Here is a 24,940-nt window from a genome sequence, read left to right as displayed (position 1 = left end):
CACGGCTTAAGCTGGGCTCTTGGGGAGAGGTTGATATGCAGTTTATGAGCGGTGCATCTGGTCTGAAGGTTAGGCCAACGCTTTTTTGCAGCACACCTTGGCTCGAAGGCGGCAATTACGGCTTTCAGCTTGTATCCCACCCATGGCCACCCCCACCTATCACCCAGGCGACATCGGCGAGGGCTTGCCGATATTCTCCGGCCCGAAGGAGTCGGGCAGCAGTTCGTCCATGCTGTAGGACTTGAGGGGCCGGCCGTTGGCGTCGAGGACGTCGATGCGGGTGTCGGGGCCGGCGAATTCGCGGATGCGCTGGCGGCAGTCGCCGCAGGGCGTGCACAGGTGTTCGCCGGGGCCCATCACGTAGACCTGGCGAATCTGCTGGCGGCCGCTGCCGACCATGGCGGCGATGGCCGAGGCCTCGGCACACAGGCCCTTGTAGTTGGCGATCTCGACGTTGCAGCCGAGAAATTGGCTGCCGTCGGCGCTCTCCACCAGCGCGGCGACGGGGTGCTGGGAGTAGGGCACATAGGCGTGCCCCTGGATCTCCCGCAGGCGTTCGACGATATCCCGCGATACCTCGCTCATGGCGTTCTCCCTGCTGAGTGGCGTGCGGCGTCGTCGCGCAGTACCGCCTCGAGGGCGATCTCCATCATCTCATCGAAGGTGTTCTGGCGCTCGCTGCTGGACAGCGAGTCGCCGCGCACGATGTGATCCGACACCGTACACACCGTTGCTGCCCGGGCGCCGAACTCGGCGGCCACGCCGTAGAGGCCGGCGGCCTCCATCTCCACGCCGACGATGCCGTAGCGGCGCATCAGCTCGACCATCTCGGTCTGCGGGTTGTAGAACAGGTCGGCGGAGAAGATGTTGCCGACCTTGACCGGCACGCCCTTGGCGGCGGCGGCATCCACCGCATGGCGGGTCAGCTCGAAGTCGGCGATGGCGGCGAAGTCGTGGTCGTTGAAGCGCAGCCGGTTGACCTTGGAGTCGGTGCAGGCGCCGATGCCGATCACCACGTCGCGGACCTTGACGTCATCGCGCACCGCGCCGCAGGAACCGACCCGGATCAGCGTCTTGACGTCGTAGTCGGTGATCAGCTCCTTGGCGTAGATCGAGACCGAGGGGATGCCCATGCCGTGGCCCATCACCGAGATCTCGCGGCCCTTGTAGCGGCCGGTGTAGCCGTACATGTTGCGCACGCGGTTCACCTGGCGCACGTCGTCGAGGAAGGTGTCGGCGATGTACTGGGCGCGCAGCGGGTCGCCGGGCATCAGCACGGTGTCGGCGAAGTCGCCGCGTTCGGCGTCGATATGCGGAGTGGCCATCACGAGGCTCCTTTGATGGGGGCAGAGAGAAAGCTTTCGCCGTCGGCCATGGGCGCCAGGCCGAAGTGGCTGGCCAGGCTCTGGCCGATATCGGCGAAGCTGTGGCGCTCGCCGAGCGGGCCCGGGGCCAGGCCGGCGCCGCGGGCCAGTACCGGCACGTACTCGCGGGTGTGGTCGGTACCGCGCCAGGTGGGGTCGCAGCCGTGGTCGGCGGTGAGAATCAGCAGATCGTCGGCGTCGAGGCGTGCCAGCAGCTCGGGCAGGCGGGCGTCGAAGTGTTCGAGTGCTGCGGCGTAGCCGGCCACATCGCGGCGGTGGCCGTAGAGCATATCGAAGTCGACGAAGTTGGTCATGATCAGCACCCGCTCGCCCGGCGCGCGGGTGGCGCTGCGCGCCACCTCGGCCAGGGTGGCGTCCATCAGCGCATCGTGGCCGCTGGCCTTGACCGCCCGGCTGATGCCGCAGTGGGCGTAGATATCGGCGATCTTGCCCACCGAGACCACCTCGCCGCCGGCGTCATGCAGCCGTTGCAGCACGGTGGGCGAGGGTGGCTCGACGCTGTAGTCGCGGCGGTTGGCGGTACGCTGAAAGCTCGCCGCGTCGTCGCCGGCGAAGGGCCGCGCGATCACCCTGCCGATATTGTAGGGCTCGAGCAGTTCGCGGGCGATCTCGCACAGCCGATAGAGGCGCTCGAGGCCGAAGTGCTGCTCATGGGCGGCGATCTGGAACACCGAGTCCGCCGAGGTGTAGACGATGGGCTTGCCGCTGGCGACGTGCGCTTCGCCGAGCCGGGCGATGATCTCGGTGCCCGAGGCGTGGCAGTTGCCGAGCACGCCGGGCAGTCCGGCCTCATCGATCAGCGCCTCGAGCAGCGCGGCGGGAAAGCTGTGCTGCTCGTCCTCGAAGTAGCCCCACTCGAAGCGCACCGGTACGCCGGCGATCTCCCAGTGCCCGGAAGGGGTGTCCTTGCCCGAGGAGATCTCCCGGGCGTGGCCGTAGGCGCCTTCGACCCGTTCGGGCAGCGTCACGCCCGCTGCCAGGCTGCCGCTGCTGTCGCGGTGGGCGTGGAACAGCCCCAGGCGCGCCAGGTTGGGCAGCGCGAGTGGCCCGGTGCGCTGCGCCGTGTCGGCTTCGCCACAGGCGCAGGCGGCGGCGATATGGCCCAGGGTGTCGGCGCCGGCGTCGCCAAAGGCGGCGGCGTCCGGGGCGGCGCCGATGCCGAAGGAGTCGAGCACCAGGACGATGGCACGGGTCATGAAGCCTCCCGACGAATAGCGTCGTGTATCAGCGTGGGCGGCGTCGCGGCGGCGTCGCCCAGGGTAATGGCGGCGCGCAGCTGGGCGACGGCGCGTTCGGCACTGGCCTCGTCGCGGGCGTGAATCACCGCCAGAGGGCGCTCGGCGTCGACGTGTTCGCCGATGGCTACGATCTCGCTGAGGCCGACGCGGTGGTCGACGGCGGCACCCGCCTGCAGGCGGCCGCCGCCGAGCTCGACCACTGCCATGCCCAGCGCGCGGGTGTCGAGGCGCTGCACGATGCCCGGCGCCTCGGCGTGCACGGTGACGCGCAGTGGCGCCTCGGGCAGATAGCGGGCGGGGCGTTCGAGCAGGTCGGCGGGGCCGCCGAGCCCGGCCACCATGCGCGCGAAGCGCTCGGCGGCGGCGCCCGAGGCCAGCGCCCGCTCGAGTTTATGCTCGGCGTCATGGCGATCCTCGGCCAGCCGACCCTGCAGCAGCATCTCCACGGCCAGGGCGCGGGTCACTTCGAGCAGCCGGCTGTCGCCTGCATCGCCGCGCAGCAGGCGCAGCGTTTCGCGGATCTCCACGGCGTTGCCGGCGCAGGGCGCCAGCGGCTGGCTCATGTCGGTGACCAGCGCAGTGGTCGGCGTGCCGGCCTGGCTGGCGACCTCAGCGATACGCGTGGCCAGCTCAAGCGACGCCTCGTGGGTGGGCATGAAGGCGCCGCTGCCGCTCTTGACGTCCATCACCAGGGCATCGAGGCCGCAGGCCAGCTTCTTGCCCAGGATCGAGGCGACGATCAGCGGCATCGACTCCACCGTAGCGGTGACGTCGCGCACCGCATAGAGGCGCTTGTCGGCAGGGGCCAGGTCGGCGGTCTGGCCGATGATCGCCACCCCGACCTCCTTGACCAGGCGCCGGAAGCGCGCCTGGTCGGGGCCGATGTCGTAGCCGGGGATCGCCTCGAGCTTGTCGAGGGTACCGCCGGTGTGGCCCAGGCCGCGCCCGGAGATCATCGGCACATGGCCGCCGCAGGCGGCGACCCACGGGCCCAGCACCAGCGACACCAAATCGCCGACGCCGCCGGTGGAGTGCTTGTCGAGCACCGGACCGGGCAGGTCGAGGTCGTCCCAGGCGAGCACCTGGCCGGAGTCGCGGGTCGCCTCGGTCAGCGCCACCGTCTCGGCGTCGTCCATGCCGTTGAGGTAGGCGGCCATGGCGAAGGCGCCGATCTGGGCATCGCCGATCTGGCCGCTGGCGATGGCCTGGATGAAAGTACGCAGCGCCTCGGCCGGCAGCGCCTGGCCGTCGCGCTTGGCGCGTATCAGCTCCTGGGGCAGCATCAGTAGCCTCCCGGGGTACCCGACCCTGGCGCCTCGACGGCTTTTTCGACCCCCAGGGTCTCGAGCAGGTTGCCGAGCAGGCTCGAGGCGCCGAAGCGGAAGTGCGCCGGGGTCACCCAGTCGGCGCCCATGATGCGCTCGGCCAGCGCCAGATAGGCGGCGGCGTCTTGCGCGCTGCGCACGCCGCCGGCGGCCTTGAAGCCGATATCGGCGCCGCTGCGCTTGATCGCCTCGAGCAGCAGCTCGGCGGACTCGAGGGTGGCATTGACCGGCACCTTGCCGGTGGAAGTCTTGAGAAAGTCGGCGCCGCCGGCGATGGCCAGCTCGCAGGCCTGGCGGATCAACGACGGCGTGGCCAGTTCACCGGTTTCGAGGATCACCTTGAGGGTCGCCTCGCCGCAGGTGGCCTTGCAGGCAGCGACCAGGTCGCGGCCGACCGTCTGGTTGCCGGCCATCAGCGCGCGGTAGGGGAACACCACGTCGACCTCGTCGGCGCCGGCGGCGACGGCGTCACGGGTCTCGCGCGCGGCGCGGGCGATGTCGTCGCTGCCGTCGGGGAAGTTGGTGACGGTGGCGATCCTGACCCGCTGGCGCAGGCCGCGCTCGCTGAGCCCGCGATGGGCGGCGGCAATGAAGGCCGGGTAAACGCACAGCGCGGCGGGAGCGCCGGCTGGGGTGTCGGCCTGGGCGCACAGCGCGTCGATGCTGGCGTCGCTGTCGTCGGCGTTGAGGCTGGTCAGGTCCATGAGGGCCAGCGCCCGGCGGGCGTCGGCCTGAAGGGGAGTATCGGTCATGGCAGTGTCCGTGGCGTCATAGAGAGGCGTGCAGTGGCGCTGCGGCGGCGTGGCCGCAGCGCTCGTTCATGGTATCGCGGGTCAGCCCATGGCCCCCAGGGCCAGGAAGAACCCGGCGATGGAGGCCGACATCAGGTTGGAGAGGGTGCCGGCGAGCACCGCCTTGAGGCCGAAGCGGGCGATGTCGTGGCGGCGGCTCGGGGCGATGCTGCCGAGGCCGCCGAGCAGGATGGCGATCGACGACAGGTTGGCGAAGCCGCACAGCGCGAACGACAGGATCGCCATGGTGTGGGCGCTCATCGCCTGGCCGGTGGCGGCGACCACCTGCTCGCCGTCGAGGTAGGGCGCCAGGTTGATATAGGCGACGAACTCGTTGACCACCAGCTTCTGGCCGATGAAGGAGCCGGCCAGGGTCGCTTCTTCCCAGGGCACGCCGAGCAGGAAGGCCAGCGGCGCGAACAGCCAGCCGAGGATCAGCTCCAGGCTCAGCCACTCGGCGCCGAACCAGCCGCCGATGCCGCCCAGCATGCCGTTGATCAGCGCGATCAGGCCGATGAAGGCGAGCAGCATGGCACCCACGTTGGCGGCCAGCTTGAGGCCCGAGGTGGCGCCTGCCGCGGCGGCGTCGATGACGTTGGCGGGGCGGTCCTCATCCTCCTTGAGACGCTCCTCGGCCTCGGAGACGCTGTCTTCGGGCTCCTGGGTCTCGGGCATGATCAGCTTGGCGAACAGCAGCCCGCCCGGGGCGGCCATAAAGGAGGCGGCCACCAGGTACTCCATGGGGATGCCCAGCGCGGCATAGCCGGCCAGCACCGAGCCGGCCACCGAGGCCAGCCCGCCGCACATCACCGCGAACAGCTGCGAGGGTGTCATGCGCGCAATGAAGGGGCGTACCACCAGCGGCGCTTCGGTCTGGCCGACGAAGATATTGGCCGTCGCCGACAGCGACTCGGTGCGCGAGGTCCCCAGCGCCTTCTGCAGCGCGCCGCCGAGGATGCGGATCACCCACTGCATGATGCCGATGTAGTAGAGCACGGCGATCAGCGACGAGAAGAAGATGATCACCGGCAGTACCTTGATGGCGAACACGAAGCCGACGGTGTCGGTATCGGCCAGGCCGCCGAACAGGAAATCGATGCCGTCGTTGGCGTAGGTCACCACTTGGCTGACGGCGTCGGAAATCGTGTAGAGCACGGCCTGGCCGAACGGCACATAGAGCACGAAGGCGCCGATACCGGCCTGGATGGCGAAAGCACCGCCCACGGTGCGCAGGCGGATGGCACGACGGTCTGAAGAGAACGCAAGGGCGATCAGAATGAGGGTGGTCATCCCGACCAGGCTCATAAGGAGTGTCATAGGAGATCCTTCGAGTCAGGCTGGTGTGGACGCAACTTACAGGAAGTTGAGCTTGATGGAGTAGATCATGGCGTTCTGGTAATCGTTGGGCGTACCCAACTTGTTGTTGGCGTAGCGGTACTGCACGCCGGTAGTGATCAGGTCGCTGGGATGCCACCACAGGCTCAGCGCACCGTTGGTACCGACCACCCCGGCGTGATCGCCGACGAAGTTCTGCTCCAGGTAGTCGTCATCGCGATCGAAGGTCTGCTCGTGCCAGTTGGTGACGCTGAAATTCTGTTCGAAAGCGGTGAAGTCATACCCCGCGACCCAGCCAGCCATGTAGCCGTTCATGCCAGTGTAGCCGTCGCTCTGCACCCGCGCCGCGCCGAGGAAGGGCTTGACCCACAGGCCGTTGTCGAAGGTGTGGCGGTAACCGGCACCGAGGATCTGGTCCTGCTCACGGGCGTTGAAACCGTAGTCGCGGAAGTCGTAGACGTGGGCATAGACCGAGAACGGCGAGTCGCCCAGATAGATATGCGAGGTCACCTTGGCCGCGGTGCGCAGGTTGTCCTTGCCGCCGCTGGCTTCGTCGAACTGGTCGTTGGTGGGGTTCTCGAGATCGGCGAAGCCGTAGAACTCGCCCCACTCGAAGCCCACGCCGCCCTCGAGCTCGAGGTAGTAGAAGTCGCTCTTGGCGGCGTTGTCGGCGGTACGCCGCTCGGTGCCGGACGACCAGTCGAGGTAGTTGAGCGAAACGTTGCCGAACGACCACAGCGGCTGGGTGGCATCGGCCTGAACGTTGGCAACGGCAAGCAGTGCGCCGGCACCGAAGGCGGCGAAGGAAGCGTTACGTAGGAGTGTCATCGGAAGCCTCGAGACGATTGTCGTTATTGGCGTCCCGGCCGGGCCGGGGGTAAATATGCTGCCGATGTTAAACCTATAACATCATCTGTTATTTTTCTAACATTTTTTGGCGTGCGCTTGAATTTAACGCCAGTTAGACGCTGTGGGAGGCCTGGGGCCGGGCCGCAGTGGAAATTCATCGGCACCTGGCTCAGCATGGGGCGGTATGACACGACTGATCAATCGGAGGTGGCGGTTAGATGAACGGCCGAAGCGCCATGCGCCTGGCCCGGCTTCAGGAAGCCCTGGCCGGCGGCGGTACCATCCATCTCAGCGAGGCGGCCAAGCTGTGCGGCGTCTCGGAAATGACCATCCGCCGCGACGTGGCGGCCAGCGACGGTGCCATGACCTTTTTGGGTGGCCACCTGATGATGGCCGACAACCCGCAGTTCGCGCCGGTCTATGACCTCGACGAGCAGCGCGGCAGCCACTACCTGGCCAAGCAGCGGCTGTGCCAGGGTGCGGCGTCGTTCATTGACGAGGGCGATACGCTGTTCATCGACTGCGGCACTACCCTGATGCCGCTGCTGAGCATGCTCGGCGAGTTCGAGGAGTTGACCGTGGTGACCTACGCGCTCAACGTCGCCAACGCGGTGGGCACGCTACCCAATGTACGCCTGGTGCTGCTGGGTGGGCTCTATCATCACAGCTCGCAGTCGTTCGGCAGCGGCGAGATGTACGACGCGGTACGGCGGCTGGGGATCAACAAGGCGTTTATCTCGGCGGCCGGTGTCGACCTGGAGCGCGGCGTGAGCTGCTTTCACTTCCATGAGGTGGCGCCCAAGCAGGCCGCGCTGGAGAGCGCGTTGTGCCGCATCCTGGTGGTGGATGCCAGCAAGCTGGGCGTGGTACGCCCGGCCTATTTCGCTCAGCTGACGGCGTTTGACGTGGTGGTCACCGATGCCAAGGCGGCGCCGGCACTGAACGCTCGGGCCGGCGGTGCCAATCGGCCACCACGGGTGATGGTGGCCTGATCGCGACTCACGGCTGGCAGAAGTAGACCTGGGCGGGGGGGATGTTGAGCGGCTCGAAGCCGCGCCGCACGCGCTGGTAGGTGCGTTCCAGGTCGGGCAGTACCTTGGGAGAGAACTGGTAGATAAGCAGCTCGCCGTGGGCGGCGAGGGCGTCGCGGGTGGCGTTTAGCACGCCATTGCGCAGGCCGTCTGGCATGGTGCTGAACGGGATGCCTGCCACCACGTAGTCGGCGGCGGAGAGCTCGCGCTCGGCGAGGATCGCCGCCACGTCCTCGGCCGAGCCGGCCACCAGCTGCAGGCGCGGGTCGGGCAGGGCGGTGCGCAGGTAGTCGACGAACTCTTCGTTGGTCTCGATGGCCACCAGTATCGCTTCGGGATGCATGCGACGCAGAATTTCGCGGCTGATGGTGCCCACCCCGGGGCCGTACTCGACGATTACCCGGGCGCGCTCCCAGTCCACGGGCTCGAGCAGGCGGCGAATCAGAAACGGTGAGCTGGGAATGATCGAACCCAGCATCTTGGGATGCTTGAAGAAGTTGCGTGCGAATAGCGAAAGCTGCTGGCGCTGAGAACTCGGTGTAGCGGCGGTTTTGCGTTCCTCGACGTTCATGCATCCATCCCGTGGCAAGTGAGCGATTCTCCCACTCTAGGCCATGGCGGTGGCGAGAGGAAATTTCCAGGCACCATGAGTGCCTCGCTTGTCGTGGATCAAGGTCGCTGTCGGGCGCTCGCTGCTAAGCTCAAGGGACCAGGCGACGATCGTTCGTTGCCGCATTCAGGAGGGTGTCACCATGCAAGCCTTCGATGTCATGACCCACGATGTGATCAGCGTCTCGGTGGATACCGAAGTGCGCGAGATTGCCGGTCTGCTGCTCGAGCATCATATCAGTGCGGTGCCGGTGGTCGGCGCCCAGGACGAGGTGCTGGGCATCGTCAGTGAGGGCGACCTGATGCATCGGGTCGAGACCGGCACCGAGCGGCGCAGCTCGTGGTGGCTGGCCAATCTGTTCTCGGGTACCCAGAGCGCCGGCGAGTACGTCAAGTCCCACGGTCGCAAGGCCGGCGAGGTCATGACCCCCAACCCGATCACCATCGATGAGGAGATGCCCCTCAACGAGGTTGCCAAGCTGCTCGAGAAGCATCGCATCAAGCGCGTGCCGGTGGTTCGCGATGGGCGGCTGGTGGGGATCATCAGTCGTGCCAACCTGCTGCGCGGCCTGGCCCTGGCCGGGGTCAGCAAGGCCCAGGCGCCGAGCAGCGATGACCGCGAGATCCGCGCCGCGATCATCAAGGAGCTCAAGGACAACACCGATGTGATGGCCGACCGCCTCAACGTGATGGTCAGCGGTGGCGAGGTGCAGCTGTGGGGGCTGGTGGAGAGCAAGCAGGAGAAGCTGGCGGTGCAGGTAGCCGCCGAGAACGTCAGCGGCGTGACACGGGTCGAGAATCACCTCGGCTTCATGCCACGCGGTGGGCTCAGCGGTACCTGAAAGCGCGGCGCCGTAAGGCGCCGCGCAGGCTTGCCCGGTTAGCTCAGGCGGGTAAGCGCCGACTCGAGGGCGGCCACGCTGCGCTCGACGTGGTGCAGCTTGTCGAGGCCGAACAGGCCGATACGGAAGGTGCGGAAGTCGTCGCCCTCATCGCACATCAGCGGCACGCCGCCGGCGACCTGCAGGCCGGCGGCGGCGAACTTGGCGGCGATGCCGGCATCGTCGCAGTAGCTGACCACCACACCCGGCGCCTCGAAGCCCGGCGTGGCGACACTCTTGAAGCCGTGGGCGGTGAGCAGCCCGCGCACTCGCTCGCCCAGTTCGAGCTGTTCGTCGCGCACCTTGTCGAAGCCGTAGGCCTCGGTCTCGGCCATGATCTCGCGCAGCCGACGCAGGCCGTCGGTGGGCATGGTGGCGTGGTAGGCGTGGCCACCGTTCTCGTAGGCCTGCATGATCTCGTACCATTTGCGCAGGTCGGCGGCGAAGCTCGAGCTGGTGGTGGTCGCCAGACGCTCCAGGGCGAGCGGCGACATCATCACCATGGCGCAGCCCGGCGAGCCGCTCCAGCCCTTCTGCGGCGCGCTGATCAGCACGTCGACGCCGGTCTCCTGCATATCCACCCACAGCGTGCCTGAGGCGATGCAGTCGAGCACCAGCAGGCCGCCAACGGCGTGGACGGCATCGGCCAGGCGGCGGATATAAGCGTCGGGCAGCAGCATGCCGGCGGAGGTCTCGACGTGGGGCGCGAACACCACGTCGGGGCGTTCGGCCTCGATGGTGGCGACGGCCTCGTCGATGGGCACCGGCGCGAACGGCGCCTGGGCTCCCTCGCCCTGGCGGCGCGCCTTGAGCACCGTGGCGCTGGCCGGAAGATCACCCATCTCGAGGATCTGCGTCCAGCGGTAGCTGAACCAGCCGTTGCGGATCGTCAGGGTCTTGTTGCCGGCGGCGAACTGGCGCGCCACGGCCTCCATGCCGAAGGTGCCGCTGCCCGGCACGATGGCCACCCCCGCGGCACCGTAGACGCGCTTGAGGGTCGCGGATATGTCGTTCATCACGCCCTGGAAGGCCTGGGACATGTGATTGAGCGAGCGGTCGGTGTAGACCACCGAGTATTCGAGCAGGCCGTCGGGGTCGACGTCGGGCAGTAGTCCGGGCATGGTCAACCTCTTGGTGTCAGCGTGGCGTGAATAGTTCTAGCCTAAGGGCATTGCGCCCGGGGAGCCAGGCGGATGCTGTCGTGATGAGCCGCATCGGCAGCAAAATCTACTGCGCCGCCTGGATCGCGGTCAGCGCGATGGTGTAGACGATGTCGTCGACCAGGGCGCCCCGCGAGAGGTCGTTGACCGGCTTGTTGAGACCCTGCAGCATCGGTCCCACGCTGACCACCTTGGCACTGCGCTGCACCGCCTTGTAGGTGGTGTTGCCGGTGTTGAGGTCGGGGAACACGAATACCGTGGCCTGGCCGGCCACCGGCGAGTCGGGCGCCTTCTGCTTGCCGACGCTTTCGATCGCTGCGGCGTCGTACTGCAGCGGACCGTCGATCAGCAGCTCGGGGGCGCGCTGGCGGGCGATGTGGGTCGCTTCGCGGACCTTGTCGACGTCGGAGCCAGTGCCCGACTCGCCGGTGGAGTAGCTGATCATTGCCACCTTGGGCTCGATGCCGAAGGCCTTCGCCGAGCGAGCGCTCTGGATGGCGATCTCGGCCAGCGCCTCGGCGTCGGGGTCGGGGTTGACCGCGCAGTCGCCGTAGACCACCACCTGCTCGGGCAGCAGCATGAAGAAGATCGACGACACCAGGCGGTAGTCCGGGGCGGTCTTGATCAGCTGGAAGGCCGGACGCACGGTGTTGGCGGTGGTGTGCACCGCCCCCGAGACCAGGCCGTCGACCTCGCCGCGATGCAGCATCATGGTGCCCAGCACCACCGTATCCTGCAGCTGGGCTTCGGCCATCGGCTCGTTGATCTTGCCGCGGCGGCGCTCGACCATGTCGGCGACGTAGTCCTGGTAGATGCTGTCCGGGTCGATGATCTCGAGCCCCTCGGGGAGTTCGATGCCGCGGCTACGCGCCACGCTCTCGACCTCCTCGCGCTTGGCCAGCAGCACGCAGTCGGCGATGCCGCGGCGCTGGCACAGCGCGGCGGCCTCCACGGTGCGCGGCTCGCTGCCCTCCGGCAGCACGATACGCTTGTGCGCCTGCTGGGCCTTCTTGACCAGCTGGTGGCGAAACGCCGACGGCGACAGGCGCCGGACATAGCCGCGGCTGAGATGATCCTTGAGCCACTGCAGGTCGATATGCGCGGCGACGAAGTGGGCCACCTGCTCGGCGCGCTCCAGGTCGTCGGCGGGGATCTCGCTGCTCATCCGGGTCAGGTTCTGCACCGTGGTGAAGCTGTCGGTATCCACTGCCAGCACCGGCAGCCCGGTCTTCAGCGCCGGACGGCAGGCGTCGATCATGTCGTCGTTGGGCAGGTAGCCGTTGGTCAGCATCACCCCGGCCAGCGGCGTGCCGTTCATGGTCATCAGCGCCGCGGCGAGTACGATGTCGTCGCGGTCGCCGGAGGTGACGATCAGGCTGCCGGGCTTGAAGGCATTCAGCGCATGGGCGGCGCTGCGTCCGCACAGGCTGGTACTCAGCACCCGGCGGCTGGCGGCCTCGCCCTGGTTGAGCCAGCGCGCGCCGAGCGCCTCGGCAACATCCCGGGTGCGTGGCACGCTGAGGGTGTCGCTGAAGGGCACCACGCCGATCAGATGGAAACGGTCGGTGGCCAGCGCCGGGGAGTGGCGGCGCAGCTCCTCGAGCAGCCCGGCGTCGAGGGTCACGTTGGCGGTGCCCGGGGCGATCGGCTGCTCGCTGGCCGGCGGCGCGGGCAGGCCCTTCATGCGCATCAGGATGCAGCCCATGGTACGCGTCGAGCTGACCCCGCCGAAGCTACGCGAGTGCATGTCGAGCTGCTCGGCCAGCTCGCGGGGCGCGGCCAGGTCGCCGCTGCCGACGAAGATGATGCGCGCGTTGAGGGCGTGGGCCAGCTGGGCGTTGAGCTGGTTGGCGTAGGTGCTGTGTTCGGTGGGCACCAGGCCTTCGACCACTACGATGTCCTGGGTGGCATCGGCTATGCCGGCGGCCTGCTGGTGCAGTTCGATCACCGATTCCAGCAGCTCGTCGAGCTGGTCCTCACGCAGCAGGCGTTCGAGGCGCTCCTGGGTGATCGGCTCCGGCGGCGTGCGCCCCAGGGCGCGGGCCACCAGGGCACTGGAGCGGTCGGGGCCGCTGCCGTTGAGTTCGCGCTGCATGAACGGCTTGAGGAAGCCGGCCTTCATGCCGATGAAGTCCAGCGCCTGGATCAGCCCCAGACAGGCCGAGGTGAGGCCGGCGCCCACCGAGGTGGGCACCATCAGCAGGGTCTGGACCTGACGGTTGTCGGGAAGCGGCGTCATGCCTGGCGCTCCAGCAGTTGGCGGGTCTCATTGGCGATCTGGCCCTCCTCGTCGGTGGGGATCACCCACAGCTGAGGGCCGTCGCCAGCGTCGATGCGGCCTTCGCGGCCGCGCAGGGTGGCCTGGTTGGCGGCGTCATCCAGGTGCAGGCCGAAGTGGGGCAGGGCGGCGATCACCTTGGCGCGCACGCGGGGCGAATTCTCGCCGATGCCGCCGGTGAAGATCAGTCCGCTCAGCGTTGGCAGCGCGCAGGAGAGCGCCGCCAGCGACTTGGCGATGCGGTAGCAGAACACCTCCAGCGCCAGGCTGGCCCCAGCGTGGCCGCGCTCGGCGGCGGCTTCCAGCTCGCGCATGTCGTTGGTCAGCTCCGATAGCCCCTTGAGGCCGCTGCGCTGATTGAGCATGGCGTCGATCTCGTCCAGCGACCAGCCCAACTGGCGATGCAGGTGTGCGTGCAGCCCGGGGTCGACATCGCCGCTGCGGGTACCCATCACCACGCCCTCCAGCGGCGTCAGTCCCATGCTGGTGTCGCGGCTCTGGCCCTGCCATACCGCGCAGGTGGAACAGCCGTTGCCGAGGTGGGCGGTCAGCCAGCCGTGATCGTTGCCGCCAGCCAGGGCGTCGGCGCGCTGGCTGACGTAGGCGTGGCTGGTGCCGTGAAAGCCGTAGCGGCGGATGCCGTGGTCGCGGTATAGCGCCGCCGGCAGCGCGTAGCGGTAGGCGTGGGCCGGCAGGCTCTGGTGAAAGGCGGTATCGAAGACGCCGACCTGGGGCAGCTCGGGGTAGAGCTCCCGGGCCGCCGCGATGCCGGCCAGGTTGGCTGGGTTGTGCAGCGGCGCCAGTGCCGAGGTTGCCTCCACTGCGGCGATGACCTCGTCGTCGAGCCGCGAGGCGCGGGTAAAGTGCTCGCCGCCGTGGACGATGCGATGGCCCACGGCCAGCGGGGTGTGGCCGTCGAGGCGAGCGAAGATCGCCGCCAGGGCAGTGGCGTGGTCGGCGCCCGGCAGCGCCACCTCGTGCGCCTCGCCCCGGGCATCCTTGGCCTTGAGGCGTGCCTCCTGGCTGCCCAGTCGCTCGGCGATGCCCTCCAGGCGCGGCGCATCGTCGGCGGGGATCAGCGCGTACTTGATGGAGGAGGAACCGCAGTTGATGACCAGAACGGGGGCTTGCATGGCGCGACCTGTAGCGTATCGAACGGAATGATTAGACCTTAGTATAACATTTTGCGCTGTCGGCTGAATCAATGGCAGCAAACTTGGCCCCACAGCGCTGGGTTTGCAGTGGGATTTATGCTCTGATGGCCACTTGGATTAGCCTGCTATCGATTGGATCCCTGGATGACACCGCCTGCCCTGTCCCCCGCGCCGCTGCCCCGCCATCTGGCCATCGTCCTGCTGCTGAGTGTGGCATGTCTGTTCGCCGCCAACCATGTGGCCGCGCGGCTGGCCTTCGACGACGGCACCGGGCTGCTGCTGGCGATCATGGCGCGCTCGGGCCTGGCGCTGCTGGTGCTCGGCACGCTGCTGGTGCTAAAGCGCAGGCCGCTGACGCTGCCCGCCGGCAGCTGGCCCTGGCAGCTTGGCGTAGGGCTGTTGATCACCCTGCAGAGCCTGTTTCTCTATTCGGCGGTGGCGCGACTGCCGGTGGCGGTGGCGCTGCTGCTGATGAACACCTTTCCGATCCTGCTGGCGCTGCTGACCTGGGCGCTGGGCGGCGCCCGCCCGACGCTGCGCGCGACCCTGATCATGGCGGTCATCCTGGTCGGCCTGGTGGTGGTGCTCGACGTGCCCACCTGGCTCGCCGACCCGGCGCAGATGGGCGACGACTGGGTATCCGGGGTGGCCTTCGGCATCGGTGCGGCGGCGGTGTTCTCCTGCGCGCTGTGGATCACCGACCGGCGCCTGGCGCGGGTCAGCAATACCCTGAGGACCTTCCTGACCATGGGCGTGGTGCTGCTCAGCATGCTGGTTGCCGGCGTGGCCGGGCTGGTGCCCGGCGGCCTTGCGCTGCCCGCCACGGCCAGCGGCTGGAGCGGCCTGACAGCGCTGGCACTGCTCTACGGCATCGGCTTCTCGATGCTGTTCGTGTCGTTACCGCGGCTGAACATGGCGCGCAATGCCCCGGTGATGAACATCGAGCCGGTCGCCTCGCTGGTACTGGGGTACCTGGTGCTGGGGCAGATGCTCGGCCCGACCCAACTGCTGGGCGGGGCCATCGTGCTGGGGGGGATCGTGGTTTTGGGGCTATCGCGCCGGGCCTGAGCCCCCTTAGGGAAACACTGCACAAATGCCTACGCGAGCGAATCGCTGCGTTGCGCGGTGCGCGGAATCCTCACCTATACCCCATAGGCTCCGGTTGACTCGAAGCCTACGGCTTCTTGCTCCTTCGGAGCCATCCTACGGATGTTTGTCGCTTTGCTCGGTGCTGTGCTCCGGGCGCCTTGCGCTTCATCTCGCTCGGCGATTTGTTCAGCGCTTCCTTAGTGCAAGAACGGTGAAAATGAAGTTCTCTCATTTGTCTTTCGTCGAACGGTGATCCACACTAACCGCGAGTTAGAAAACGCTGTTTTCAAACAGGAGGTGTGTGTGATGAAGAGACTACTTTCGGCAAGCGCTATCGCCATGATCGCCGCCGTGGGTGCCAGCGCGGCTCATGCCCAGCAGGCGCAGACCTTCTACCCGCAGGGCTATGTCGGCGGTGACGCCATGTTCTGGGACCTCAACCCCGACCAGGGCACCAGCCGTGATGACGTGGGCCTGCGTCTGCGCGGCGGCGCCCAGATCAACGACTACTTCGCGGTCGAGGGGCATCTCGGCGGCGGTGGTTCCGACGGCCCGGTGGAGCTCGACTACCTGGTGGGTGCCTATGCCAAGGGTATTCTGCCGGTGGCCGACGAGATCCGCCTCTACGGCCTGGCCGGCTTCACCGAGGTCGATTTCGACGTCGACCGCCAGAGCGGCTTCTCCTACGGCGCCGGGGCGGAATTCGACGTGGCCCAGAACCTCTCGGTGGGGGCCGACTACATGCGCTATCTCGACAAGTCGGACTACACCTTCGACGCCGCCAGCGTCGGCCTGCGCTATCGCTTCTAAGCGCTTGCGTCAGGTGTGATATCACCGCGCCCCCGGCCATTGGTCGGGGGCGCGGTCGTTGGTGGCGAGGAATCGCGCGTCGCTCAGCGGTAGGTGGCGTCGTACTCGCGGCGCAGCTGGTTCTTCTGCACCTTGCCCATGGTGTTGCGCGGCAGGCTGTCGACGAACAACACCCGCTTGGGCTGCTTGTACTTGGCCAGTCGGCCGCCCAGGTGGGCGAGCACCTCGCCCTCGTCGAGGGTGGCTCCCGCCTGGCGCACCACTACCGCGGTGACGCCTTCGCCGAAGTCGGGATGGGGCAGGCCGATCACCGCCGACTCCTGCACCCCATCGAGTTCGTCGATCAGCTGCTCGACCTCCTTGGGGTAGACGTTGTAGCCGCCGGAGATCACCAGGTCCTTGTCGCGGCCGACGATATGCACATAGCCCCGCTCGTCGCGCATGGCTAGGTCGCCGGTGATGAAGAAGCCATCCTCGAGCAGCTCCTCGCGGGTCTTCTCGGGCATCCGCCAGTAGCCGATGAAGACGTTGGGTCCGCGGATCTGCAGCATGCCGATCTCGCCCTGGGGCACCTCGGCGCCGCTCTCGCGGTCGGTGATGCGCATCTCCACGCCGGGCAGCGGCATGCCCACCGTGCCGGCACGACGCTCGCCATGATAGGGGTTGGAGATATTCATGTTGGTCTCGGTCATACCGTAGCGCTCGAGGATGGCGTGGCCGGTCATGGCCTCGAAGGCCTGGTGGGTCTCGGCGGTGAGCGGCGCCGAGCCGGAGACGAACAGGCGCATGTTGGCGGTCAGCTCAGGCGTCAGGCGCGGGTCCTGTACCAGGCGGGTATAGAAGGTCGGCACGCCCATCATCACCGTGCCTCGCGGTAGCTCCTCGACGATCACATCGGCATCGAACTTCGGCAGGAACAGCATGCTCGAGCCCGCCATCAGGGTGACGTTGCAGGCCACGAACAGGCCGTGGGTATGGAAGATTGGCAGGGCGTGAATCAGCCGGTCTTGGGCAGTGAAGTGCCAGGCGTCGGCCAGGGTCGCGGCGTTGGAGCCGAGGTTGCGATGGGTGAGCATGGCGCCCTTGGAGCGCCCGGTGGTGCCCGAGGTGTAGAGGATCGCCGCCAGGTCGCGCTCGCCGAGTTCGGCGATCGCTTCGCGGGGCGTGGCCGCCGCGGCCTTGTCCATCAGGCTGCCGTCGGCGGCGCTGCCCAGCGTTTCCACGGCGGGGCAGCCGGTCTCGGCGAGTTGGCGCGCCTCGTCCAAGGCGGCGGGGCGGCAGACGAACAGTGCCGGCTCGGCGTCGTTCAGGAAGTAGCGAATCTCCTCACCGGTGTAGCCGGTATTGAGCGGCAGGTAGACCGCTCCGCTGCGCAGGCAGGCGAGGTAGAGCAGGATCGCCTCTGGACTCTTGTCGACCTGCACCGCGACCCGGTCGCCTGGCGTTACGCCCAGCTCTCCCAGGGCGCCGGCCAGGCGGGCGCTCTCTTTGAGGGCATCGGCGTAGGAGTAACCCCGCCCTTCGCGGGTGTTGATGAAGTCGGCGTCGCCGCGCGCCTGCATGCGCTCGGCAAAGGTCGCGAAGAGGTTGTGGTTCATGTGGGACTGTCTCCGGTGATCAGCTTCCGAGCGCGCTTGGCGAGATCCTTGACCTCGCTGGAGCGTGCCACACTGGCGTTAGCGCTGTAGTTTTCATGGTTGCGCTCGATGTCATCGAGCACGTAGAGGTAGTTGACCATCAATCCGACGGCCTGGCTAAGACCCTTCGAGGAGGTGTCACCCAGCCAGTTGATACGATGCAATTGGGCGCCATTGCCGAGATGGAAGCGAGCCACCGGATTGAGCGGCAGTCCACGTGGATTCTTGGCCTCCACCAGGTAGCGTGCCGCCAGCGGCTTGATCAGGGCGCCCAGCCGTTCGGCGAGTGCCGGGTCGCGGTGCCAGCCGGGGCTATCCAGCGCGTCGAGGGCTGCGCGTGTCGTCTCGGTCAGGCTGTCGCTCTGGCGCTGCTCGTCAAGCCACTGGGCAAAGCCGGGTACCGGCGACAGCGTGACGAAGTGCTTCAGCTGCGGCAGTTCCTGTTTGAGTTCCTGCACCACCTGCTTGATCAGGAAGTTGCCGAAGGAGATGCCGCGCAGGCCGGCCTGGCAGTTGCTGATGCCGAAAAACGCCGCGGCGTCGGCGGACTCCGGATCATCGACCTCCCGCTGCTCGCCTTCGAGGATGGCCTGTATCTGGGTCGGGAGTCCCTTGTGCAGGGCAACTTCGACGAAGATCAGCGGCTCGTCGCCGATCGCCGGGTGAAAGAAGGCAAAGCAGCGACGATCGCGAGCATCGAGGCGGCGACGCAGGTCGTTCCAGTCCTGGATTTCGTGTACCGCCTCGTAGCGGATGATCTTCTCCAGGATCGAGGCCGGGGTGTGCCAGTCGATGCGCTTGAGGACTAGGAAACCACGATTGAACCACGAGCCGAACAGGTGGGCGAAGTCGGCATCGATGGCACGCAACGAGGGCGCTTCCTTGAGCCGCTGCAGCAGGTCCTCGCGCATTTTTACCAGCTGGTAGGTGCCGCCGCTGGCCAGGTTGAGGCGTCGAAACAGCTCCTGGCGGCGAGGCTCGCAGGCGTTGAACAGCGCCTGCAGGCTGCTGTTGTCGCGGGCCTCTCGATAGGCCGAATAGGCGGCATCGATCTGCGCCGGCTCGGCGGCGAAGGCCTCGGCGAGCTTGTCGAAGAAGGCGCTTTTCTGGCCATCGTCGAGTCGCTGATAGATGGCCAGTGCGCGGCTCGCCTGGGTGATGCTCGAGGCCTCGCCGTCGCTCTCGAGCAGCTCGCGACACGCCTCGACCAGCACGCTGTGGTCATGGACCACGGCGCCTCCCTGGCGCCGCCACAGCAGGGCATCACGCTGGGTGATGTTGTTGAACAGCTCCTGCAGGAAAGACATGTTCATTGGCATGCTCCCGTTAGCCCATGATCAGGTTCGGCAGCCACAAGGCGATGCCGGGGAAGAAACACAGCAGCAAGATGCCCAGAACCATGCACAGTGCATAGGGCAGGCTGCCCATCAGGATGTTGCGTAGCGAGATGTCCGGAGCAATGCCCTTGATGATGAACAGGTTGAGCCCCACGGGGGGCGTGATCAGCCCGATCTCCAGGTTGATGGTCAGAATCACCGCAAACCAGTAGGGGTCGAAATCGGCGGCCAGGATGATCGGCAGCAGGATCGGCGCGGTCATCACGATCACCGCCACCGGTGGCAGGAAGAAGCCGGCGACCAGCAGGAACAGGTTGATGATGCCCATCAGCACCCAGCGGTTGACCTCCAGATCGGCGATGGCAGCGGCAACGGTCTGGGTGATGAACATCGATGACAGGGCGTAGGCGAACACCTCGGCACAGGCAATGACCAGCATGATCATCACGCTCTCGCGCAGGGAGTCGCGCATGATCAGCTTGATCGGCCCCACCTGCCACATGCGGTAGATAATCACCGCCAGTGCCACGCATAGAAAGGCACCCACGCCGGCAGCTTCCGAGGGTGTGGCGACCCCGCCATAGAGGGCGAACAGGATGCCCGCGACCACGGCCAGGAACGGCAGTACACGGATCAGCGCCTTGAGGTTGGCGTCGACGTTCTCCTTGATGGTCTGCTTCACCCGCGCGGCGGATTGCGCCATGGGGTTGTTGTACCCCCCAGCCAGGCGGCAGGCGATCATCGTCCAGATCATGAACAGGCCGGCCAGCATGAAGCCGGGTACCACGCCGGCCATGAACAGGCGCCCAATGGAGGTTTCGGTGGAAATCCCATAGATGATCATGGTCACCGAGGGCGGGATGAGGATGCCCAGGGTGCCGCCAGCGGCGATGCAGCCGGCCGCCACGCCGTCCGGATAGCCGCGCGTGCGCATCTCGGGGATGCCCATCTTGCCAATCGCTGCACAGGTGGCGGGTGAGGAGCCCGAGAGCGCCGAGAAGATGGTACAGGCGCCGATGTTGGAGACGGCCAGGCCGCCGGGGAGACGTCCCATCCACAGGTCCAGCGAGCGATAGAGGTCACGGCCGGTAGGCGACGACGCCACGGCGGCACCCATCAGGATGAACATGGGGATCGCCACGAAGCCGAATTCGGCAATCCGGTCGAAGAAGGTCTCGCCGAAGTAAGTGAGCTCGGGCATCCCCCGATCGTAGAGGAGCGCCACCAACGACACGGCCCCCAGTGCAAAGGCAATGGGGGTGCCAATCGCCATCAGCACGACCAGACCGATGGCAACGATGATACCCAGGGTGATCGGATCCATGCTCAGGCCTCTCCACGCAGGATTTCAGCAACGTACTGCAGCGTAAGCAGCGTGGCTCCAATGGCCATCGGCATGAGTGCCGGCCATAGCGGCGGGTTCCAGACCGTACCGGTGGTCCAGCTGCCTTCCCATGCCTCCCACACGTAGATCCAGGCGCCATAGGCCAGGGCGGCGCAGAAGGCCAGGCCAACCAGCGAGGCGATCAGCCGCATCGCCCAGCGTGCGGCACCGCCGAGCGCGTCGGGAAGAATGGTGATGGCGACATGGCCGCCGGTCATCAGTACATAGGGGCTGCCCAGTAACATGGCGCCAGTCACGGAAAATACCGTGAACTCGGTCTGCCAGCTGGTGCTCATGCCCAGCAGATAACGCAGGAAGACCATCTGGCAGATCACCAGCACGCCGGCGATGAATAGCGCGCAGGCCAGATAAGCCATTAGCCTGGAGAGTGTGTCCATCAAGCGGATGTAGCCACGGACGGTAGGCGATGAGTACGCAATGGAAGATGCCATGGTTCCCCCGGGAAGCGATGAAAAGCGGCCACCCCTGAGGGGCGGCCGGTCAACTGGAACGTGGGGCTGGGGTCAGTCGACGGCCAGCGCGGCGTCGATGATTGCCTGTCCGTTGGGAACGTTGTCGGCGAAGTTCTGGTAGGAGGTTTCCTGGGCGATCTCCAGCCAGGCGTTGTAGTCCTCCTCCGACATGCGAACCACTTCCACACCGTTTTCCTCGTACACCTCGACCATGCGCTGATCGAGTGCGGCTGCCTCGGCGGAAAAGAATGCCTCGGCGGCTTCACCGGCCTCCAGCAGAGCAGCCTGCTGCGCCTCGTTGAGCCCCTGCCAGACCTGCTCGGAGATCAGAACCGGTTCATACATGAACCACAGCGCGTAGTCGCCGGGCTCGGTCAAGCAGTCGACCTGCTCGTATAGTCGGAAAGAGATGAACGACATCGATGAGGTGTTGGCGGCATCCAGTACACCGGTCTGCATGGCGGTGTAAACCTCGGAGGAGGGCATCGAGGCAATCGATGCGCCTGCCGCTTCGAGCATCTGTTCGAAGGCCGGGCCGGCTGCACGAATATTCTGCCCGCTCACGGTATCCGGAGAGGTGATGCACTGTTCGCTGGAGGCAAAACCGCCCGAAAGCCACGAATCGGCCAGCACTCGGGCGCCGCCCTCGAGGATGACCTCCTTGATCATGTCCATGTACTCGGAATCGTTGAGGCGCGCCGCGTGTTCATGGTTGCGCACCAGGCCGGGCATTAGGGTGGCGGAGAATTCGGGGTGGCGGCCACTGGCGTAGTCTAGCGGCAGTAGCGTCATGTCGAGGCGCCCGCGGACCAGTGCACCCCACTGCTCGTTGGCACGGAACAACGACTGTCCGGGATGAACCTGGATCTGCAGGCCGACGTCGGCATCGGCGACATGCCTTGCCATCAACTGGACCATTTCGTCGCGGACGTCCCCCTGGCCGCCGGGGAACTGATGCGATGCGCGCAGGACGGTATCGGCGGCTGCGACGCTGCTGAAGGCGACGGCGAGCCCCAGGGCTGCCGTAGCAGCAGTCTTGAGTTGGCGTGTCATGCTGTGCTCCTGAATTTCTTGTTTTGTAGTGTTTATCAGCGAAGCTGATATATACATCAATAGCTGCTATGTATATTTGCGTCAATGCGTCGCGTTGAATGGCCAACGGCCCTTCCCAGTAGAATGGGGAAGCCTTTGAGGAGACGAATGGTGAGCAGCAAACGCTCGAATGCCCAGCGGCTGCGTGATTCGCTGGAAGACGACATCATCAATGGGCGTCTGGCGCCTGGAGAGCGTGTCGATCCCGAAGTTCTCGAGCGCCGCTTCGAGGTCTCGCGCACACCAGTCCGCGAGGCGATCCAGCAATTGGTGGCCAGCGGGCTGCTGACGGTGTCGCCCAAGCGGGGGACCTTCGTGGCCAAGATGGGGCTCGATCAGTTGATCGAGATGTTCGAAGTCATGGCTGAGCTGGAGGGCATGTGCGGGCGTCTGGCCGCGCGGCGTATCACGACCACCGAACTCGCCTCGCTCGCCGCGACCCTGGCGCGCTGCGAGGCGGCGGCAGAGGCGGGCGATACCGACGAGTACTATTACGAGAACGAGGCCTTCCACGAGTGCATCTATGCCGCCAGCCACAATGCCTTTCTGGCCGACGAGGCGCGCCGTCTCAAGCAACGCCTGAAGCCCTATCGGCGCCTGCAGCTGCAGGTTCGCCAGCGCATGAGCAACTCCCTGGGGGAGCATCGCGAGATCGTTGCGGCGATCCAGCAGGGCAATGCCCAGAGCGCCGAGCAAACGCTTCGCGAGCATGTGCTGATCCAGGGTGAGCGCTTCAGCGATTTCGTCGCCAGCATCAGAGGGTTCGGCGTCTCGTCCTGACCATGACGCCATCGAATAGCCCAGGTTATCGACGCCCAGTGCCATAAAGCGCCTATGCTGTGAGTGGCGCTGCACGTCTGTGCCGTTGGCCCAGGCGGTTATGCAGCGTTTTCACTGCACTCACGGATTCGAGGTGTTGATCATGACCAATGGAAAGACAGACAAAGTGAAGGGTACTGCCAACAAGGCCGGTGGCAAGGTCAAGGAAGCAGCGGGCAAGGCCACCGGCAGCACCGAGACCCAGGCCAAGGGCAAGGCGCAGCAGGCCAAGGGCGACCTGCAGAAGGGCAAGGGCGAGGCCAAGGAAAAGCTCAAGAAGTAGCCTGTTCCTTACCTCGCACTCGCGTTGCCATATCGCAGGGGCCATCAGGCCCCTGCGTCGTGACTGGCGCTCGTCACACCTCCTTGTAGAGCTCGGCCCCCGCCTTCCTGAATTTATCCGCCTGCTCCTCCATGCCTTTCATCACCGCTTCCTGATCGCCATCGAGGCCGTTGTCGCGAGCGTAGTCGCGCACCTCCTGGCTGATCTTCATCGAGCAGAACTTGGGCCCGCACATGGAGCAGAAGTGCGCCACCTTGGCGGAGTCCTTGGGCAGGGTCTCGTCGTGGTACTCGCGGGCGGTATCCGGGTCCAGGCCGAGATTGAACTGGTCCTCCCAGCGGAACTCGAAGCGCGCCTTGGACAGCGCGTTGTCGCGCCGCTGAGCGGCCGGGTGACCTTTCGCGAGATCTGCAGAGTGCGCGGCGATCTTGTAGGTGATGATGCCGGTCTTGACGTCGTCCTTGTTGGGCAGGCCCAGGTGCTCCTTGGGCGTCACGTAGCAGAGCATGGCGCAGCCGAACCAGCCGATCATGGCAGCACCAATGCCGGAGGTGATGTGGTCGTAGCCCGGGGCGATGTCGGTGACCAGCGGGCCGAGCGTATAGAAGGGTGCTTCGTCGCAGTACTCCAGCTGCTTGTCCATGTTCTCCTTCACGAGATGCATGGGCACGTGGCCGGGGCCCTCGATCATCACCTGGACGTCGTGCTTCCAGGCGATATGGGTTAGTTCGCCCAGGGTCTTGAGCTCGGCCATCTGGGCTTCGTCGTTGGCGTCGGCAACCGACCCCGGGCGCAGGCCGTCACCCAGGGAGAAGGCCACGTCGTACTGCTTGCAGATCTCGCAGATCTCCTCGAAGTGGGTGTAGAGGAAGCTCTCGCGGTGATGGAACAGGCACCATTTGGCCATGATCGACCCGCCGCGGGAGACAATGCCGGTGACACGCTTGGCGGTCAGCGGCACGTAGCGCAGCAAGACGCCGGCGTGGATGGTGAAGTAGTCCACCCCCTGTTCGGCTTGCTCGATCAGGGTGTCGCGGAACACCTCCCAGGTGAGGTCCTCGGCCACGCCGTTGACCTTCTCCAGGGCTTGGTAGATGGGCACCGTGCCGATCGGCACCGGGGCGTTGCGGATGATCCACTCGCGGGTTTCGTGGATGTTCTGGCCGGTGGAGAGATCCATGATGGTATCCGAGCCCCAGCGGATGCCCCAGGTCATCTTGTCGACCTCCTCCTCGATGGAGGAGGTGACCGCCGAGTTGCCCAGGTTGCCGTTGATCTTCACCAGGAAGTTGCGGCCGATGATCATCGGCTCGGACTCAGGGTGGTTGATATTGCAGGGGATGATCGCCCGCCCGGCGGCCACTTCGGCACGCACGAATTCCGGGGTGATCTCTTCCGGCAGGCGGGCGCCGAAGCCCTGGCCCGGGTGTTGGTGGCCGAGAATGCGCTCGACTTCCGCGGTACCGAGCGCCTGCCGGCGCTGGTTCTCGCGAATGGCGATGAACTCCATCTCCGGGGTGATGATCCCCTGGCGGGCATAGTGCAGCTGGGTGACGTTTCCTACCCGGCCATCTTTTGTAGGGAGTGCGCGCCGTGGCGTGCGCTTCAGGTCGAAACGCAGCTGGGCCAGCATGGGGTCGTTGGCGCGGCGCTTGCCGTAGTCGGAGGTGGGGCCGTCGAGGAATTCGGTATCGCCGCGCTCCTCGATCCAGGCGCGACGCAGCTCCGGGAGGCCACGGCGCAGATCGACGCTGATCTCGGGGTCGGTGTAGGGGCCAGACGTATCGTAGACCAGCAGCGGCGGGTTCTCTTCGTCTTCCCCGGAGGTCTTGGTCGGTGACAGCGAGATTTCGCGGAAGGGCACGCGAATGTCGGGGCGTGAGCCTTCGATATGGACCTTGCGCGAGCCGGGCAGCGGCTGGATGGCGGCCTCGTCGACCATGGCGGTATCGGCGAGGAAGTGCTGGGTCTTGCTCATGG

Annotated in this window: 23 protein-coding genes; 6 read left to right on the top strand and 17 right to left on the bottom strand. The window is 66.4% G+C overall.

Going from position 1 to position 24,940, the window contains the following annotated elements; all coding sequences use genetic code 11:
- Window positions 1-159: 159 nt before the first annotated feature.
- The 7 genes from cdd to QC821_RS16845 form a co-directional block, all read right to left on the bottom strand.
- Entirely contained in the window at window positions 160-585 is a 426-nt protein-coding gene (cdd, locus tag QC821_RS16875; protein ID WP_309723955.1) for a cytidine deaminase, read from the bottom strand.
- Window positions 582-1,325: a purine-nucleoside phosphorylase gene (gene deoD / locus QC821_RS16870; protein WP_309723953.1), complete on the bottom strand. Its 744-nt coding sequence runs from the start codon at window positions 1,323-1,325 to the stop codon at window positions 582-584. Before deoD ends, cdd begins: the two co-directional genes overlap by 4 nt.
- On the bottom strand, window positions 1,325-2,581 hold the full coding sequence (locus QC821_RS16865; RefSeq protein WP_309723952.1) for a phosphopentomutase: 1,257 nt from the start codon (window positions 2,579-2,581) through the stop codon (window positions 1,325-1,327). Before QC821_RS16865 ends, deoD begins: the two co-directional genes overlap by 1 nt.
- The gene (gene deoA / locus QC821_RS16860; RefSeq protein WP_309723951.1) at window positions 2,578-3,906 is read right to left on the bottom strand and encodes a thymidine phosphorylase; all 1,329 of its coding nucleotides are present in this window, start codon (window positions 3,904-3,906) and stop codon (window positions 2,578-2,580) included. Before deoA ends, QC821_RS16865 begins: the two co-directional genes overlap by 4 nt.
- Complete coding sequence (gene deoC / locus QC821_RS16855; RefSeq protein ID WP_309723950.1) at window positions 3,906-4,700, bottom strand: deoxyribose-phosphate aldolase; 795 nt, start codon at window positions 4,698-4,700, stop codon at window positions 3,906-3,908. Before deoC ends, deoA begins: the two co-directional genes overlap by 1 nt.
- Before the next feature lie 81 nt (window positions 4,701-4,781).
- The gene (locus QC821_RS16850; RefSeq protein WP_309723949.1) at window positions 4,782-6,056 is read right to left on the bottom strand and encodes a NupC/NupG family nucleoside CNT transporter; all 1,275 of its coding nucleotides are present in this window, start codon (window positions 6,054-6,056) and stop codon (window positions 4,782-4,784) included.
- Window positions 6,057-6,092: 36 nt separating this feature from the next.
- On the bottom strand, window positions 6,093-6,902 hold the full coding sequence (locus QC821_RS16845) for an outer membrane protein OmpK (protein ID WP_309723947.1): 810 nt from the start codon (window positions 6,900-6,902) through the stop codon (window positions 6,093-6,095).
- Window positions 6,903-7,141: 239 nt separating this feature from the next.
- Between QC821_RS16845 and QC821_RS16840 the strand changes: the two genes are divergently transcribed.
- The gene (locus QC821_RS16840; protein ID WP_309723945.1) at window positions 7,142-7,915 is read left to right on the top strand and encodes a DeoR/GlpR family DNA-binding transcription regulator; all 774 of its coding nucleotides are present in this window, start codon (window positions 7,142-7,144) and stop codon (window positions 7,913-7,915) included.
- Window positions 7,916-7,922: 7 nt separating this feature from the next.
- Here the strand turns inward: QC821_RS16840 and QC821_RS16835 are convergent, their stop codons facing one another.
- Complete coding sequence (locus QC821_RS16835) at window positions 7,923-8,525, bottom strand: class I SAM-dependent methyltransferase (protein ID WP_309723943.1); 603 nt, start codon at window positions 8,523-8,525, stop codon at window positions 7,923-7,925.
- 181 nt (window positions 8,526-8,706) lie between these two features.
- Here QC821_RS16835 and QC821_RS16830 point away from each other — a divergent pair, with 181 nt between their 5' ends.
- Window positions 8,707-9,405 (top strand): CBS domain-containing protein, encoded by a 699-nt coding sequence (locus QC821_RS16830; protein WP_309723941.1) that lies wholly within the window; start codon window positions 8,707-8,709, stop codon window positions 9,403-9,405.
- Between the two features lie 38 nt (window positions 9,406-9,443).
- Here the strand turns inward: QC821_RS16830 and QC821_RS16825 are convergent, their stop codons facing one another.
- From QC821_RS16825 to QC821_RS16815, 3 genes are all read right to left on the bottom strand, one after another.
- Window positions 9,444-10,565, bottom strand: coding sequence for an aminotransferase class V-fold PLP-dependent enzyme (locus QC821_RS16825; RefSeq protein ID WP_309723939.1), 1,122 nt, complete (start codon window positions 10,563-10,565; stop codon window positions 9,444-9,446).
- Window positions 10,566-10,671: 106 nt separating this feature from the next.
- Window positions 10,672-12,843 carry a phosphate acetyltransferase gene (gene pta, locus QC821_RS16820; protein WP_309723937.1) on the bottom strand — a complete coding sequence of 724 codons (2,172 nt, stop codon included), beginning with the start codon at window positions 12,841-12,843 and terminating at the stop codon, window positions 10,672-10,674.
- On the bottom strand, window positions 12,840-14,015 hold the full coding sequence (locus QC821_RS16815) for an acetate/propionate family kinase (RefSeq protein WP_309723935.1): 1,176 nt from the start codon (window positions 14,013-14,015) through the stop codon (window positions 12,840-12,842). Before QC821_RS16815 ends, pta begins: the two co-directional genes overlap by 4 nt.
- A gap of 165 nt (window positions 14,016-14,180) precedes the next feature.
- Here QC821_RS16815 and QC821_RS16810 point away from each other — a divergent pair, with 165 nt between their 5' ends.
- Window positions 14,181-15,104 (top strand): DMT family transporter, encoded by a 924-nt coding sequence (locus QC821_RS16810; RefSeq protein WP_309723934.1) that lies wholly within the window; start codon window positions 14,181-14,183, stop codon window positions 15,102-15,104.
- A gap of 327 nt (window positions 15,105-15,431) precedes the next feature.
- Window positions 15,432-15,935: a porin family protein gene (locus QC821_RS16805; RefSeq protein WP_076746775.1), complete on the top strand. Its 504-nt coding sequence runs from the start codon at window positions 15,432-15,434 to the stop codon at window positions 15,933-15,935.
- An 83-nt stretch (window positions 15,936-16,018) separates the two neighbouring features.
- On the opposite strand, the gene QC821_RS16800 is transcribed toward QC821_RS16805, so the two are convergent.
- The 5 genes from QC821_RS16800 to dctP form a co-directional block, all read right to left on the bottom strand.
- Window positions 16,019-17,533: a malonate--CoA ligase gene (locus QC821_RS16800; protein ID WP_309723931.1), complete on the bottom strand. Its 1,515-nt coding sequence runs from the start codon at window positions 17,531-17,533 to the stop codon at window positions 16,019-16,021.
- The gene (locus tag QC821_RS16795) at window positions 17,530-18,885 is read right to left on the bottom strand and encodes a malonyl-CoA decarboxylase (protein ID WP_309723928.1); all 1,356 of its coding nucleotides are present in this window, start codon (window positions 18,883-18,885) and stop codon (window positions 17,530-17,532) included. Before QC821_RS16795 ends, QC821_RS16800 begins: the two co-directional genes overlap by 4 nt.
- A 13-nt stretch (window positions 18,886-18,898) precedes the next feature.
- Window positions 18,899-20,233 (bottom strand): TRAP transporter large permease, encoded by a 1,335-nt coding sequence (locus QC821_RS16790; protein WP_309723926.1) that lies wholly within the window; start codon window positions 20,231-20,233, stop codon window positions 18,899-18,901.
- A gap of 2 nt (window positions 20,234-20,235) precedes the next feature.
- A complete protein-coding gene (locus tag QC821_RS16785; protein WP_309723925.1) occupies window positions 20,236-20,745 on the bottom strand; it encodes a TRAP transporter small permease subunit in 510 nt (169 codons plus the stop codon).
- A 72-nt stretch (window positions 20,746-20,817) separates the two neighbouring features.
- Window positions 20,818-21,819: a TRAP transporter substrate-binding protein DctP gene (gene dctP / locus QC821_RS16780; protein ID WP_309723923.1), complete on the bottom strand. Its 1,002-nt coding sequence runs from the start codon at window positions 21,817-21,819 to the stop codon at window positions 20,818-20,820.
- A 147-nt stretch (window positions 21,820-21,966) separates the two neighbouring features.
- Between dctP and QC821_RS16775 the strand changes: the two genes are divergently transcribed.
- Together QC821_RS16775 and QC821_RS16770 are read left to right on the top strand one after the other, a co-directional pair.
- Window positions 21,967-22,638: a GntR family transcriptional regulator gene (locus tag QC821_RS16775; RefSeq protein ID WP_309723921.1), complete on the top strand. Its 672-nt coding sequence runs from the start codon at window positions 21,967-21,969 to the stop codon at window positions 22,636-22,638.
- Between the two features lie 142 nt (window positions 22,639-22,780).
- Window positions 22,781-22,960, top strand: a complete 180-nt coding sequence (locus QC821_RS16770) for a CsbD family protein (RefSeq protein ID WP_309723919.1) — start codon at window positions 22,781-22,783, stop codon at window positions 22,958-22,960.
- A 73-nt stretch (window positions 22,961-23,033) separates the two neighbouring features.
- Here QC821_RS16770 and thiC read toward each other — a convergent pair whose 3' ends face one another.
- A complete protein-coding gene (gene thiC, locus QC821_RS16765) occupies window positions 23,034-24,938 on the bottom strand; it encodes a phosphomethylpyrimidine synthase ThiC (RefSeq protein WP_309723917.1) in 1,905 nt (634 codons plus the stop codon).
- Window positions 24,939-24,940 lie beyond the last annotated feature (2 nt).

This window comes from Franzmannia qiaohouensis, from assembly GCF_031451695.1.
GTDB lineage: Bacteria > Pseudomonadota > Gammaproteobacteria > Pseudomonadales > Halomonadaceae > Franzmannia > Franzmannia qiaohouensis.
Note: the sequence above shows the minus strand (reverse complement) of the source record. Positions and strands in the feature narration are given on the sequence as shown.